Source organism: Bacteroides sp. AM16-24 (genome assembly GCF_003471885.1).
In the GTDB taxonomy this organism is placed as follows: domain Bacteria; phylum Bacteroidota; class Bacteroidia; order Bacteroidales; family Bacteroidaceae; genus Bacteroides.
Genome location: NZ_QRKI01000027.1, coordinates 249 through 14,921, shown reverse-complemented (window position 1 = coordinate 14,921; position 14,673 = coordinate 249). Strand labels below are relative to the sequence as shown.

Here is a 14,673-nt window from a genome sequence, read left to right as displayed (position 1 = left end):
GATTAATCCTCCTTCTTTGAGTTACTGCGTGTCTGGTGTATTGGATGTGTGAAAACGAAACGAGAGCCTCCTGTATAGTCCGGATCAATCCATATTTTGCCACCGATATGTTCAATAATTAACTGACAGATAGATAATCCAAGTCCACTGCCTTGTGCATTTTCATCCAGCTTTTCAAAACGCTGGAATATGCTTGCCTGTTTTTCTTTCGGAATACCGCAACCGGTATCCGTTACAGAGAACAAAGCCATCTCTTCCGATTGCTTCTCCAATTTTAGCGTGATACTACCGTCAGGGGTAAATTTGGTTGCATTGATCAGCAGATTTATCAGCACTTGCTGCAGACGAGAGTCATCTGTTTCAATGTATAATTCTTCCAGTGATGTTTCAAACAATAATTCTGCTTGAGTTTGTTTTACTTTACCTACGGTGTCGGTTACATTCCGGCAAGTTGCCACAGCATCATGTTCGGCTATGCTAAATTGCATTTTTCCAAATTCCAGACTCGACAAGTCGATCACATCATTAATCAATTTCAGCAGAAGTTCGGAGTTCTGTTGGATGATGTCGGTACATTGTCTCCGGGTAGAGTCATCTAAGCCCTCTTCCGTCAGTAATGCAGAAAAGCCGGACAGAGCATTGAGAGGAGTTCGTATCTCGTGACTCATATTTGATAAGAATATACTCTTGGCACGTGTTGCATTTTCAGCATTATGACGCAATTGTTCCAGAGTTTCCGTAGACATTACTACTACTTTCTTCTGTCTTCTAAGCCAGATGGCAAGCATAGAGATGAAAGTCAGTAATCCTAATCCGATGAAGATAAGAACAACAACCATCTTGTTCTGCTGTGCCTTGTTTTCCAGTTCTATCTCATCAACCTGATAAGTAGCTTTCAGGGCATTAATCTGCCGGATATAGCTTTTTGATGCAAGGGTATCAGTAACACTGTATAGTTCCTTATAAATCTGGCAGGCTTCATCAAAGTGCCCCAGCAGTTTATATAAATAGATCTTTTCCGCACAAATCCAGCGGTACTCCAGCGAGCGTTTATTATTGGATACCACTTCCAGAAGCTGGTTATAAAGTGCCAAGGCTTCATCAGCCTTCTCTTTGTCGTGGTAATCGGCAGCCAATGCGCGATAACAGGCAGCAGTGTAATAGTTGATGGAAAACTCATGGGCTATTTCATGAGTATGGTTTTTGTAAATCGAGTCTGCCTGGTGCAGATACTGGAGTGCAGTATCCTGATCTCCCGATGAGATGTAATAAGTTGCATTTTCTATAAGTATGGGGATGGCAAGCGGATGTTCCGGATTCTGTTCAAGAAGCGGATTCAGCTTCTCTACATATTCCATGGCCTCTTCTAGGCGATTCATTTGTTGTAGTTGCGTGGAGATTTTCACCAATAACCGGTAGGTTTGCGGGTTGTTTTCGGGCAGGTAACGCAGTGCATCCATATAAGAGCTCAAGGCTTTATCCTGTATGTTGGAGGCCGAATAAGCCTGTCCAATAGCCTGGTTGGAAAGAGCGATACCGAAATTGGATTTTATATCTTTAGCATATTCGTACATTAATCGTGCCCGGTCTATTGCCAGACTGAGGTCTCCTCGCATGATATATGCATTCACTTCCCACAGAACTAAAGTGAAGTAAGCTTCTTCTGTTTTGGGAGATTTCAGTGTGGGAGCCAGTTCATCGGTCCATGATATAATGCTGTCTATCGGTATGTTGGCATCATAAGGAACCTCTTTGGTTATGAGAGATTGCAAAGCAGCCAGACGTTCTTTGTCTGTACTGGTGGCGTGTATTCCTGCTGCAAAAGAGAAGAGCAAAAAGCCTGTTACTGCTGATATTATCGCAATTTTTCTCAAAGTAAAAGATATGTTTTGTTAGTTCATCCGCAAATGTAATGATAAAACTAAAAAAACAAAAGTATTTGTTGGGTAAAAACTGCAATTACTTAATTATAATCATCAATAAAGCTCTAAACCGAATTCTTCTTTCAATTGCATTAAGGCATTATTCTTTTGTGCCATCAACTGGAATTTCTCCACACGACTGTATGCACGCACTTTTTCAGTGGGGGCACTGACGCGGACAGTCATCGTTGCTTTGCTGTTTTTCAATCGTTTGCGCAAGTAGCCTTGCAGAGTAGGGATCAGGTCTGTGAATTCTTTGGCTGCAATATCATTTTCCACCACGGCTTCAAATGTAGTTGTATCCAGCATTGTCAGGTGAATAACCTGCATACGCTTGGCAAGGGCGGTTTGCTCTTGGGGTAGGCGTCCGGCATATTCCTGCCAATAGTAGTTGACATCTTTTTCATTGAAGATAAAATCTTCTTCAGGCTGTACATTTTGCTGTGTTGCTGATACTGTTGCTTGCCTTTTTTCTTCTTCACCCCGTGGATGCTTGATTGAGACTCCTAAACCGGACATCTTCATAACAGGGATTTTCTTTTCCTCTTTTCCTTGTGCCATTAATACGGCGGTAGGAGTGGGGCGCATGGCAGTTGTTTGCGAGCCAAAAGGCTGTTGGGCTTGCGGCGATGCAGGGGCAGCCTGGGCTGCAGGAACTTGTTGCACCGGCTGGGAGTGTGCCGGAGTGGCAGTTGTTGCTTGCGGTTGGGGCATAGCATGTGCGGCCTGTGGCTGCTGAGCGGCGGCAGGCTGCGAGAATATGGGTTTGATAGATTGTTTAGGGCCATGCCCACCACTGACGTCATCCCCCTCGGCGGTAAGCTGGGCAATCTGTATCAGAGTCAGTTCCACCAGTAACCGCTTATTTTTACTGGCGCGGTAATTTAAATCGCAATCATTACAAAGCTTCATAGCGCGATACAGGAAAGGTAGCGGACATTTCTGTGCCTGTGTCTGGTAGCGCTCCCGGATGCTGGCACCTACCTCAAGTAGTGACAGGGTGGCGGGATCTTTACTCACAAGTAAATCACGGAAGTGGGATGACAATCCTGTTACGAAATGGCTGGCATCGAAACCTTTATTCAGCACATCATTCAGTAACAGCAATGCATCGCTGATCCGGTTTGCCAGAAAATGATCCGTCAACCGGAAATAATATTCGTAGTCCAGTACATTCAGGTTTTCAATAACACTTTTGTAACTGATGTGCCCACCGGTGAAGCTGACTACTTGGTCGAAAATAGACAAAGCATCACGCATACCGCCATCAGCTTTCAGTGCAATGACATTCAAGGCTTCCGGTTCGGCGCTAATACCTTCTTTTGAAGCAACGTATGCCAGATGGGCAACCGTATCATCCACATTGATGCGGTTAAAGTCATATATCTGGCAACGGGACAAGATAGTAGGTAGAATCTTGTGCTTTTCTGTAGTTGCCAGGATAAAGATGGCATGACGGGGTGGTTCTTCCAGCGTTTTCAGGAAAGCGTTGAAAGCCGAAGCGGACAACATGTGTACCTCGTCGATGATATATACTTTATATTTTCCTATCTGGGGCGGAATACGCACTTGTTCCACCAGTTGGCGGATATCGTCAACGGAGTTGTTGGATGCGGCATCCAGTTCATGGATGTTGTATGACCGCTGTTCGTTGAACGCTGTACACGATTCACATTGGTTGCACGCTTCACCTTCTGCAGTAGGATTCATACAGTTGATGGTCTTAGCGAAGATGCGGGCGCAAGTAGTCTTTCCCACACCGCGCGGACCGCAGAACAGGTAGGCATGTGCCAGTTTGCCGGTAGCGATGGCGTTTTTCAGCGTAGTGGTCAAGGCACGTTGTCCCACTACCGACTCAAAGGTCGTAGGACGATATTTTCGTGCCGATACGATATAATTTTCCATGATTTGGGATATTCTTGTCCGTTACAATTTGTGCAAATGTACATAAAAAAAAGGAATTTCTCAGTTATTCCTCTTATCTTTGTAGGCGAAGAATCCCCTCCCGGTTTCTTTTTAATTATTAATTCTTTAATTATTAATTTGTTTATCAATGGATAAATTAGCGACACTTTGGGCTTTTGTCCGCAGGCGTAAATACTTGATTACGTTTGTTGCATTTGTAGTGATTGTGGGTTTTCTGGATGAAAACAGTATCGTGCGCCGTATGAGTTATGCGAATGAAATCAGTCGCCTGAATTCTGAGATAGAGAAATACCGGGCGGAATATGAAGAGAATACAGAACGGCTGAATGAGCTGGCTGTAGATTCCGGTGCCATCGAGCGTATTGCGCGTGAGAAGTACCTGATGAAGAAACCAAATGAGGATATTTACGTATTTGAAGAAGACATCGAAAAATGAAATCCCTGATACCTGCTTTGTTTACTGTAGGCGCTTTGATGGTACTGTTTGGTGCTGCCGTCTACATCACCGGCTGGGAGGTTGCTCCCTATGTTTATACAATTGGTGCTACTATGGTGGCATTGGCCCAGATCAATTCTCCTTCCAAGAGTAGCAGGGCCAATGTAAAACGCCTCCGCCGCCAACAGATTTTCGGTGCATTGCTGTTGGTGCTCACCGGCGCATTCATGTTCTTTACTCATGGAAATGAGTGGATCGTGTGCCTGACGGTTGCCGCCATACTTGAGCTATACACTGCTATCCGTATTCCACAGGAGGAGGCTAAAGAATAATATATTAAAAAGTAAATCCCACTCCGATATAGTATCCCAGCTTCTTGGACTGATTCGAATAGTTAAGTTCAGCTTCGATGGGCCCTATAATGCTGTTGTAGCAATATCCTATGCTGCCTCCTGCCAATCCATGGGTATTTGTTCCACCGAATAGATTTTCTATTTTGTTGGCTGTCCGTCCGTAACTGCCCCGCACTACGATATACTGATTCTTGTAAGTTCGTGCTCTGACTCCCAACATCCCTGTCAGTATAGCATCCGGACTTGTTTCGATGTGATTGATACCCGTGAAAGGAATTTGTTGTTCCATATATCTTCCCGGTACATTTCCACCGACAAAGTTCGATATCGCCAGTGATTGCGTATTTTTCCTGACTACCCTGCCATATACCGACGGCATGATGGTAAATACCTGGTTCGGTGAGAAATATCCACTCCAATGTGTCTGAAATACCGATACGGGACTACCCGAACCGTAAGCTATCATGTTATCCGTATAGAGCCTGTACGACGCTTCCCATTCCATTCCCTGCGTAGAGAACCGCTGGTTGTTCAGACTATTGTACATGACACTGGCCTGATAACTGAGCAAAGCCTTGTCACTTGATTTAGTAATAGAAACATCCGGTCCCGACGACCAGTCGTGATAATTATACTTCTCAAAATGAATACCTGCCTTGACGAGCAACTTGTACCAGCTTTTCGTAAATCCTATCCAAGCCGTGTGATGCACATAAGTCAGATTCATCAGCCGGTCACCTTCTTTATAAAGATTGAAGTCATTATATCCTATCTGATATCCTGTACTGAGATCCCAATTATTGCGTAGTGAGTACGTGTATTCCAGTTGTCCGAAAGTCCGCTTACCCAGCCGGGTAGTGGCGCTTAGTTGCGATTTCTTCTGTTTTCCGAGATATGCCCTTGCATTCAGTAACAATACGGCTAACTCTTCATTATCAAATCTGCCTCCTATATTTATAGTATTCACCGGCTTTTCATGTGGAGAAATTTGTGCTACGGAGGGGATCGTATCCAGCATGGTGCGCGTTGGTATTTTGAAAGGACCGGGATATTCTGCGCGATACTCCGTGCCGATACCTATTTCTTTTTTCAGTGCAATCAGTTTTTCCCAATCTTTCATGGCGGCCTCTTTACCCCTGCGCATCAGTGTGTCCAATGCTTCATGGTTGAAGCTTGCTGCCGAGTATCCATCCACATCTACCTGGATATGGATATTACTATCTTTTACATTTTTCCTGTAGCTTTCTTCTCCCACCAGGTTTATGATTTGTCCCAGCACGCTTGAGAGACTTGTCAGCTCATCCGCTTTCATTAATGGATTCTGTACATCGACCCCGATAATAATTTCCGCTCCCATTTGCCGGGCTATATCTACGGGGTAATTATCTATCAGTCCGCCGTCCACCAGTACTTTCCCATTGAGATAAACCGGAGCGAATACTCCCGGAATAGACATGCTGGCACGCATTGCTGTGGCCAGTATGCCGTTGTGGAAAACGACCTTGCTGCCATTTACTATGTTGTCCGATACGCAAGCGAACGGGATGGGGAGCCGATTGAAGGAGATAGAGTCATGATAACCCACTGTCAATTCGGAAAGCAACCGTGATATGTTTCTTCCTTTTATAATCCCTGCATCGGATACATGCGCTGATTTTCCAGCAATTGGAACAGAGAGCAAGTACTGTTTTTCCCTTAGCTTTTCGCTCAGCAGTGTGGTTCCCGGATCGGGGGTGTCAGACAGCAGAAACTTCCAGTTTTGCGCATTGACAATGCTGTCCAATTGCTGTGGGGTGTAGCCGATGGAGTATAGTCCGCCGACGAGGGCTCCCATACTGGTACCTACTACATAATCTATCGGAATTCCGGCTTCTTCTATCACTTTCAGTGCTCCGATGTGCGCCACTCCTTTGGCGCCACCGCCACTTAACACTACTCCGACTTTTTTGCGGTTCTGCGCTCCGAGCGTACAGGCGGAAAGCAGGACAATTATTAATAAGGATAAAGATTTATATTTCATAATTGGTGATTTGTTACTAATCATTTAGATAAGTAACAAATAAAGTAGGTAAATAGATTCATATTTTACCCTTCCTTTTCACTCCTATACCGTATCGGTGATATTCCCAAATGCCCTTTTACATACTTTCCGAAAAAAGATTGATTCGGGAAGTTGAATTCTTCTGCAATTTCTTTGATGGATTTATCAGAATGTTTCAGCCGGTATTTGATGTGCTCTATGGCACTCTCGTTTATCAGATCCAGTGGAGCCCTGCCGCACGCTTGCTTAATGACCTTTGAAAAATGCTTGGGGGTATAGCAAAGTGCATCGGCAAAATAAGTCACCGAACGGTGCATTCCATTATCTTTCGACAGTAACACCATGAACTTCCGTAAGATATGATCAGCTTGTTTAATGCTTTCTTTCGGGAACGCAGCTTTCTCCGATTCGGCCATTTCCTTGTTGAGATAACCCAGCATCTCGCAAAAAAGAGCAGAAAACAGATGTTGTACCACTGCTTTGTGGTAACAATGAGGCTCATCATTAATCTTTGCCATAATTAGCTCCCCGTAGTATTTAAAAATATTGTTATCATTCTCTTTGCTAATAGATTTTATCGGATTGTTGTGGATATGAATGGCGGTATCCCACGTGTCTTTTTCTATCTTGAGGATGCGTTGCAGAAAACGGGTAGAGAATCCTGCAAGCCTTATCTTATATTTAGGACTCATCATTGTATGTCCGATAATGGTGTTAGGGAGACCCAGCAGTAAATCGCCCGGTTGCAACTGGTAAGTCTTATTGTTGATGTCCAGTTGAATGCACCCTTCTATACAGACGGCAATGAGGAAACATTCCAATCTGACTATCTCATTACTATAAGGTATCCCATCCAGACTGTTCACTATCGCGAAGTCATCGTCTAGATAGTCAAGAATATGCTGACTGTTCTTAAAGTCCTCAATGGTTATGGTCTTAATGTTCTCTTTTTCCATATTATTCTTTTTTCTCTTTTTGCAAAGTTGGTGAATTATGGGGAAAACGGGATGTCCTATAAGCCTTTAATTTTGTTCTATATGTTGCTTATTGATAATTAGTTAGCATTAAAAATGGTAAATAACGAAAATGGAACATTCTTGGGGGAAAATTGGTCACTATGTCCTTGTTCCTTTCTCCTACATTTGTCCCAGTTTTAACAAATGACAATTAAGAGAAAGTATGATTACAGTGAACAAAAAATGGTTACGGCTGATAGGGATTGTCGGTTGTACAGTGTGGATGGCATCTTGTAAGCAGGCAACAGATGCGGGAGTGAAACCTTCTTATGCAACAATGAAAGTAGAAGCGGCGGACAAGGAGCTTTCCACCTCATATTCGGCTACGATTCGCGGGCGGCAGGATATCGACATCTATCCGCAAGTATCGGGTACTATCGAAAAACTTTGTGTAACCGAAGGGCAGACAGTGCGTCGCGGACAATTACTTTTCGTTATCGATCAGATTCCGTACAGAGCTGCGCTCAAAACTGCCACCGCCAACGTAGAGGCAGCACGTGCTGCAATGGCTACCGCCGAACTCACCTACAAGAGTAACAAAGAACTGTATGCGCAAAAAGTAGTTTCAGAGTTCAGCCTGAAAACGGCTGAGAATGCATTCCTCACCGCCAAAGCACAATTGACGCAGGCCGAAGCACAGGAAACAAATGCCCGCAACAACCTTTCCTATACTGAAGTGAAAAGTCCCAGTGACGGAGTGGTAGGTGCATTGCCCTATCGTGCAGGTGCATTGGTAAGTGCCAACATTCCTTATCCGCTGACTACGGTTAGTGACAACTCGGAAATGTATGTTTATTTCTCCATGAACGAAAATCAGTTGTTGGCTCTTACCCGCCAGTACGGCAGCATGGAAGAAGCATTGAAGAACATGCCGGAAGTGGAATTGGTGTTGAATGATAATTCGGTATATAATAAGAAAGGTGTAATAGAGTCCATCAGCGGAGTTATCGACCGCCAGACAGGTACTGTAATGGCGCGTGTAGTGTTCCCTAATGAATCACGCCTGCTTCATAGCGGAGCATCCGGCACGGTAGTGGTACCGAGCATTTATAAAGATTGTATTGCCATTCCGCAGGGAGCCACTGTGCAGATGCAGGATAAGGTAGTGGTATATAAGGTAGTGGATGGTAAAGCCGTCTCTACGCTGGTCACAGTATCCGGCATCAGCGACGGGCGCGAATATGTGGTGCTGAGCGGACTGAACCCCGGTGATGAAATCGTATCAGAAGGTGCCGGGTTGATGCGTGAGGGTACACAAGTTAAATAAGAAGGAGACTGAATTATGAAAGGAAACATATTTATAAAGCGGCCGGTGATGGCTATATCCATCTCCGTGCTGATTCTGGTCATAGGGCTTATTTCGCTCCTTACGCTGCCGGTAGAGCAGTATCCTGACATTGCGCCTCCTACGGTATATGTAAGCGCCCAATATACGGGTGCCGATGCTGAGGCAGTGATGAACAGCGTTATCATGCCGCTGGAAGAAAGTATCAATGGTGTGGAGAATATGATGTATATCACTTCCACAGCTTCCAATTCCGGTCTGGCTATTATACAGGTTTACTTCAAACAAGGCACCGACCCCGACATGGCGGCGGTAAATGTACAGAACCGTGTAGCCAAGGCACAGGGATTGCTGCCCGCCGAGGTAACTAAAATCGGTGTAAGCACGCAGAAACGTCAGACTAGCTTCCTCCAGATCGGTGCTATGGTCTGCAACGATGGACGTTACGATCAGACCTTCCTTGCCAACTATCTGGATATTAACGTACTTCCCCAGATCAAACGTATCGAAGGGGTAGGAGACGTTATGGAGTTGGGTGATACCTATAGTATGCGTATCTGGCTGAAGCCGGAGCGGATGGCACAATACAGCCTGGTTCCTTCGGATATAACTGCCGTGTTGGGCGAGCAGAACATTGAAGCTCCTACCGGTTCGTTGGGCGAAAGTTCGAAGAATGTGTTCCAGTTTACCATGAAATACCGCGGTAGGTTGAAGAGCGTGGAAGAATTTCAGAATACGGTGATCCGTTCGCAGAGCGACGGTTCTGTACTCCGCCTGAAAGACGTGGCCGATGTGCAATTGGGTACGATGACCTATAGTTTCCGTAGTGAAATGGATAGTAAACCTGCCGTTCTTTACATGGTATTCCAGACAGCAGGTTCCAATGCAACCGCCGTGAATAAAGAAATCACCGCCCAGATGAAGCAAATGGAAAAGAACCTTCCGGAGGGAACGGAATTTGTTACGATGATGAGCTCGAACGACTTCCTTTTCGCTTCTATCCATAATGTGGTGGAAACACTGATTATTGCTATTCTTCTGGTTATCCTGGTGGTATACTTCTTCTTGCAGGATCTCAAGAGTACGCTCATTCCGTCCATCTCCATCATAGTGTCGCTGGTGGGTACATTTGCCTGCCTGGTGGCTGCAGGATTCAGTCTCAACATCCTGACGCTGTTTGCATTAGTGCTTGCCATCGGTACGGTGGTGGATGATGCCATTGTGGTGGTGGAAGCGGTGCAATCCAAGTTCGATGCCGGATATAAATCGGCTTATCTCGCTACCAAAGATGCGATGGGAGATGTAACGATGGCTATCGTTTCCTGTACCTGTGTGTTCATGGCTGTGTTTATTCCTGTGACGTTCATGGGTGGAACCTCCGGTGTGTTCTATACACAGTTTGGTATCACGATGGCAACTGCCGTAGGTATCTCTATGATTTCGGCTCTGACGTTGTGTCCGGCTCTGTGTGCCATCATGATGCGCCCGTCGGACGGAACCAAGAGCGCCAAGAGTATCAACGGCCGGGTGCGTGCAGCTTACAATGCTTCATTCAATGCCGTGCTGGGTAAATATAAGAAAGGTGTGATGTACTTCATCCGTCACCGCTGGATGGTGTGGACCTCATTGATAGCTGCTGTTGTATTGCTGGTTTATCTGATGAGTACTACTAAGACAGGGCTTGTTCCGCAGGAAGACCAGGGCGTCATCATGGTGAACGTCAGCATCTCTCCGGGAAGCACGCTCGATGAAACAACGAGGGTAATGGATAAGCTCGAAAGTATTCTTCAGGATACGCCCGAAATAGAACATTATGCCCGCGTAGCAGGCTATGGGCTTATATCCGGCCAAGGAACTTCTTACGGCACCATTATTATCCGTCTGAAAGATTGGAGCGAGCGAAAAGGAAAAGATCATGGTTCGGATGCAGTGGTTGCCCGCCTCAATGGGCAGTTCTACGGTATCAAGGAAGCACAAATATTCAGTTTCCAGCCAGGTATGATTCCGGGTTATGGTATGGGTAACTCTATCGAGTTGAACCTTCAGGACAGGACCGGTGGCGATATGGCAACGTTCTACCAGGCAGTGATCGATTACCTTGGTGCTTTGAACCAGCGTCCCGAAGTAGATATGGCTTATACCGCTTACGCCATTAACTTCCCGCAGGTATCGGTAGAAGTCGATGCAGCCAAATGTAAGCGTGCAGGAATTTCTCCGGATGCAGTGCTCGATGCATTGGGCAGCTACTGTGGTGGTGCATACATTTCCAACTATAACCAGTTTGGTAAAGTGTATCGTGTGATGATGCAGGCTTCACCTGAGTATCGCTTGGACGAGCAGTCACTGGACAACATGTTTGTACGCAATGGCGCAGAAATGGCTCCGGTCAGCCAGTTCGTGACACTGAAGAAAGTGTTGGGACCGGAAACTACCAACCGTTTCAACCTCTACAGCTCCATTGCAGCCAATGTGAACCCTGCTGAAGGTTATTCTTCGGGTGAGGTACAAAAGGCTATCGAAGAAGTGGCTGAACAGGTTCTGCCTACGGGCTACGGATATGAATACGGAGGTATGGCTCGTGAAGAAGCAAGCAGTGGTGGCGGACAGACGATTTTCATTTATGCCATTTGTGTATTCCTGATCTATCTGATTCTGGCATGTCTTTACGAGAGTTTCCTGGTACCGTTTGCCGTTATCTTCTCCGTTCCGTTCGGATTGATGGGATCGTTCCTCTTTGCCAAGTTCCTCGGACTTGAAAACAACATCTACCTGCAAACGGGTGTGATTATGTTGATCGGTCTGCTGGCCAAGACGGCTATCCTGATTACGGAATATGCCATAGAACGTCGCCGTAAGGGTATGGGTATTGTGGAGTCTGCTTACTCTGCCGCACAAGTCCGTCTGCGTCCTATCCTGATGACGGTACTGACGATGATCTTCGGTATGCTTCCGTTGATGTTCTCTTCTGGTGCAGGTGCCAATGGTAACAGTTCACTGGGTACGGGGGTTGTAGGCGGTATGCTTGTCGGAACACTGGCTCTGCTCTTCGTGGTACCTGTGTTCTACATTATCTTCGAGTTCCTGCAGGAGAAAATCCGTCCGCCGATGGAAGAAGAAGCAGACGTTCAGGTGTTGCTTGAAAAGGAGAAGAGTGAAGCTGAACGAAGTGGTAAATAAATGAAAGGAGGAATGATGTATCAAGGTGAAATATTCTGGATAGAGCAGGTGGTGGCATATTGCATTGCCTTGATTCTATGGTGCATTATTGATAAGATCAATTCCCGGAAACATATTAAAGATACTGAAGAATGAAAAAACAAATCATCACATTAGCTGTCACCGGCCTGCTGCTGAGCGGTTGTGGCATCTATACCAAATACGAGCCCACTACTTCTGTCCCCGATCAGCTTTATGGTGGGGAGGTAGTGACCGAAGACACTGCCAGTCTGGGTAATATGGATTGGCGGGAGCTCTTTACCGATCCTCATTTGCAATCCCTCATCGAGCAGGGATTGCAGAATAACACCGACTATCAGTCTGCCGAGCTTCGCGTAGAAGAGGCACAGGCAACGCTGATGTCTGCCAAGCTTGCTTTCCTGCCTGCTTTTGCTCTTGCTCCGCAGGGCACTGTGAGCAGTTTCGATACGCATAAGGCTACACAGGCTTATTCACTGCCCGTTACTGCCAGTTGGGAACTGGATGTTTTCGGCCGTATGCGCAATGCCAAGAAGCAGTCGAAAGTACTGTATGCCCAAAGTCAGGACTACCGTCAGGCTGTGCGTACCCAATTGATTGCAGGAATAGCTAATACTTACTATACGCTGTTGATGCTGGACGAGCAACTCGCCATCTCCCGGCAGACAGAAGAGGCATGGAAAGAAACCGTGGCATCCACCCGCGCCCTGATGAACGCCGGAATGGCGAATGAATCGGCCGTATCGCAGATGGAAGCTACTTACTATCAGGTACAAGGCTCTGTGCTCGACTTGCAGAAGCAGATCAGCCAGACCGAGAACAGTCTTGCCCTTTTGCTTGCCGAAACACCCCGTCACTACGAACGTGGCAGTTTGCAGCAGCAGCAATTCCCCGCCGACTTCTCGGTAGGTATTCCTGTGCAGATGCTTTCCGGGCGACCGGATGTGCGTAGTGCCGAACGTTCACTTGAAGCAGCATTCTATGGTACGAATCAGGCTCGTTCCGCTTTCTATCCTTCCATTACTTTAAGTGGAAGTGCTGGTTGGACGAACTCGGCAGGAAGCATTATTCTCAATCCGGGCAAGTTTCTGGCATCTGCTGTAGGTTCATTGACGCAGCCACTTTTCAATCGGGGGCAGGTTATGGCTCAATACCGCATTGCCCGTGCACGGCAGGAAGAGGCTGCACTTGCCTTCCAGCAGAGCTTGCTTAATGCAGGCAGTGAGGTAAACGATGCTTTGACGGCTTACCAGACCAGCCAGGGGAAGAAGCTCCTGCTGGATAAACAGGTTGCTTCTCTGCAGACTGCCCTGAAAAGCACTTCTTTACTGATGGAGCATGGCAACACTACCTATCTGGAAGTGCTTACGGCCCGGCAGACTTTGCTAAGTGCGCAACTGTCGCAAACAGCCAATCATTTTACCGAAATACAAAGCTTAATTAATCTGTTCCAAGCATTGGGAGGAGGACAAGACTAAATCTCTGTATTATACTCTCTTTCTGTTACATTACTTTTATGAAAGAAGAGCCGCCCGGAAGGTGTTCCGTAGCGGCTCTTTTAATTTTTGATAGATGATTCTTTTGTCTATTTATTGAGGCGTTTTATATCGTATTCCTTGATTTCTATCTTATCAATGAAGGGATTGGCATTGAGTGTTATTCCTTTTCACAGACTCCATTCCATAAACATTCGCTGTTTGATACACATTTTCTTTCTTCATTCTCGAAAGCTATATATACTGTGAGGTTCTCTTTTAGCCATTCTTCAGGCAGCGGGAGCTCACAATAGCTATCGCTGCGTCGTGCGGTGTGGAGATGATAGACGGCTTGTCTTGTCATTTTGTTATACACCAGTGTCATCACGTTGTCCTCTTCCTGAGCATCGCCCCGGCCGCTGTTGTTTATCCAGGTAAATATTGCCTTGCCTTTTTCCAATTTTACATTGGCTTCCATTGCGGTAGTCAGAGTGCCTTGTGCTATCTTTACCTTCTCGTAATCAATACTTGCTCCTTCCGGGGTTTGTTCTATAGCGTTTGCCATGACGTATGACATTGCAGCAGTGAATCCCGTACGTTTTCCCGCACAATCTCGGTATCCGATACGTAGCAGTGGGGTGAAATTTTTCAGAAGTTCATTGGCTAACATGAACTTGCTTCGTTGTTTCATCTGTCCTTTACTTTTTGCATCTTTGTATTTTTCGGGTTTTGTACGGAGGTAATATCCATTCTTTCCTTTGCATCCTATTACATTTCCCAGTTTCCCTGAAAATCCGCTGAAGATATCTTCTTTTATTTTTGCCATAGTTCCTTGTATTTTATTTCTTTTTGCAAAGCTATCACAAATAATCGGTAGAAGCCTTCTGTTCTTCTTATTTCTTCTCCCTTTCCTGTTACTTTCTTTTTTTCTACATATTTTCTTCTATTCCTTTTTTGGTTTCTTTCTTCTTTTCTTTTTTTTCTCTTCCTTCCAGTTTTCTCCTTGCTAAATATCTCTTTTCTC

Annotated in this window: 12 protein-coding genes; 6 read left to right on the top strand and 6 right to left on the bottom strand. The window is 45.6% G+C overall.

What is annotated here, in order from left to right; translation table 11 throughout:
- Nucleotides 1-2: 2 nt before the first annotated feature.
- Complete coding sequence (locus tag DW182_RS20835) at nucleotides 3-1,874, bottom strand: tetratricopeptide repeat-containing sensor histidine kinase (protein ID WP_118296703.1); 1,872 nt, start codon at nucleotides 1,872-1,874, stop codon at nucleotides 3-5.
- Nucleotides 1,875-1,976: 102 nt separating this feature from the next.
- Nucleotides 1,977-3,827 (bottom strand): DNA polymerase III subunit gamma/tau, encoded by a 1,851-nt coding sequence (locus tag DW182_RS20830; protein WP_118296702.1) that lies wholly within the window; start codon nucleotides 3,825-3,827, stop codon nucleotides 1,977-1,979.
- A 148-nt stretch (nucleotides 3,828-3,975) separates the two neighbouring features.
- Here DW182_RS20830 and DW182_RS20825 point away from each other — a divergent pair, with 148 nt between their 5' ends.
- Together DW182_RS20825 and DW182_RS20820 are read left to right on the top strand one after the other, a co-directional pair.
- The gene (locus tag DW182_RS20825) at nucleotides 3,976-4,284 is read left to right on the top strand and encodes a septum formation initiator family protein (protein ID WP_118296701.1); all 309 of its coding nucleotides are present in this window, start codon (nucleotides 3,976-3,978) and stop codon (nucleotides 4,282-4,284) included.
- Nucleotides 4,281-4,616, top strand: a complete 336-nt coding sequence (locus DW182_RS20820) for a hypothetical protein (RefSeq protein ID WP_007660214.1) — start codon at nucleotides 4,281-4,283, stop codon at nucleotides 4,614-4,616. The genes DW182_RS20825 and DW182_RS20820 overlap by 4 nt, the downstream gene beginning before the upstream one ends.
- A 4-nt stretch (nucleotides 4,617-4,620) precedes the next feature.
- Here the strand turns inward: DW182_RS20820 and DW182_RS20815 are convergent, their stop codons facing one another.
- Complete coding sequence (locus DW182_RS20815; protein ID WP_118296700.1) at nucleotides 4,621-6,657, bottom strand: patatin-like phospholipase family protein; 2,037 nt, start codon at nucleotides 6,655-6,657, stop codon at nucleotides 4,621-4,623.
- 65 nt (nucleotides 6,658-6,722) lie between these two features.
- Entirely contained in the window at nucleotides 6,723-7,634 is a 912-nt protein-coding gene (locus DW182_RS20810; protein ID WP_118296699.1) for a helix-turn-helix transcriptional regulator, read from the bottom strand.
- A 223-nt stretch (nucleotides 7,635-7,857) separates the two neighbouring features.
- Here DW182_RS20810 and DW182_RS20805 point away from each other — a divergent pair, with 223 nt between their 5' ends.
- Genes DW182_RS20805 through DW182_RS20795 form a run of 4 tightly spaced genes read left to right on the top strand, consistent with a single transcriptional unit; the run spans nucleotide 7,858 to nucleotide 13,652 of the window.
- Entirely contained in the window at nucleotides 7,858-8,961 is a 1,104-nt protein-coding gene (locus tag DW182_RS20805; RefSeq protein ID WP_118296698.1) for an efflux RND transporter periplasmic adaptor subunit, read from the top strand.
- A gap of 15 nt (nucleotides 8,962-8,976) precedes the next feature.
- Nucleotides 8,977-12,156: an efflux RND transporter permease subunit gene (locus DW182_RS20800; RefSeq protein WP_118296697.1), complete on the top strand. Its 3,180-nt coding sequence runs from the start codon at nucleotides 8,977-8,979 to the stop codon at nucleotides 12,154-12,156.
- Nucleotides 12,157-12,291, top strand: a complete 135-nt coding sequence (locus DW182_RS22735; RefSeq protein WP_255421306.1) for a hypothetical protein — start codon at nucleotides 12,157-12,159, stop codon at nucleotides 12,289-12,291.
- Nucleotides 12,288-13,652 (top strand): TolC family protein, encoded by a 1,365-nt coding sequence (locus tag DW182_RS20795; RefSeq protein WP_118296696.1) that lies wholly within the window; start codon nucleotides 12,288-12,290, stop codon nucleotides 13,650-13,652. Before DW182_RS22735 ends, DW182_RS20795 begins: the two co-directional genes overlap by 4 nt.
- Before the next feature lie 178 nt (nucleotides 13,653-13,830).
- On the opposite strand, the gene DW182_RS20790 is transcribed toward DW182_RS20795, so the two are convergent.
- Together DW182_RS20790 and DW182_RS22345 are read right to left on the bottom strand one after the other, a co-directional pair.
- Nucleotides 13,831-14,475, bottom strand: a complete 645-nt coding sequence (locus tag DW182_RS20790; RefSeq protein WP_118296695.1) for a DUF6266 family protein — start codon at nucleotides 14,473-14,475, stop codon at nucleotides 13,831-13,833.
- On the bottom strand, nucleotides 14,463-14,673 hold a 211-nt coding region (locus DW182_RS22345), incomplete at its 5' end, for a hypothetical protein (RefSeq protein ID WP_199678643.1). The genes DW182_RS20790 and DW182_RS22345, both read right to left, overlap by 13 nt.

Excerpts from the sequence above, each read along its gene's own strand:
- DW182_RS20830 (WP_118296702.1), bottom strand. The coding sequence starts at position 3,827 with ATGGAAAATTATATCGTATCGGCACGAAAATATCGTCCTACGACCTTT.
- DW182_RS20825 (WP_118296701.1), top strand. The coding sequence starts at position 3,976 with ATGGATAAATTAGCGACACTTTGGGCTTTTGTCCGCAGGCGTAAATAC.
- DW182_RS20820 (WP_007660214.1), top strand. The coding sequence starts at position 4,281 with ATGAAATCCCTGATACCTGCTTTGTTTACTGTAGGCGCTTTGATGGTA.
- DW182_RS20815 (WP_118296700.1), bottom strand. The coding sequence starts at position 6,657 with ATGAAATATAAATCTTTATCCTTATTAATAATTGTCCTGCTTTCCGCC.
- DW182_RS20810 (WP_118296699.1), bottom strand. The coding sequence starts at position 7,634 with ATGGAAAAAGAGAACATTAAGACCATAACCATTGAGGACTTTAAGAAC.
- DW182_RS20805 (WP_118296698.1), top strand. The coding sequence starts at position 7,858 with ATGATTACAGTGAACAAAAAATGGTTACGGCTGATAGGGATTGTCGGT.
- DW182_RS20800 (WP_118296697.1), top strand. The coding sequence starts at position 8,977 with ATGAAAGGAAACATATTTATAAAGCGGCCGGTGATGGCTATATCCATC.
- DW182_RS22735 (WP_255421306.1), top strand. The coding sequence starts at position 12,157 with ATGAAAGGAGGAATGATGTATCAAGGTGAAATATTCTGGATAGAGCAG.
- DW182_RS20795 (WP_118296696.1), top strand. The coding sequence starts at position 12,288 with ATGAAAAAACAAATCATCACATTAGCTGTCACCGGCCTGCTGCTGAGC.
- DW182_RS20790 (WP_118296695.1), bottom strand. The coding sequence starts at position 14,475 with ATGGCAAAAATAAAAGAAGATATCTTCAGCGGATTTTCAGGGAAACTG.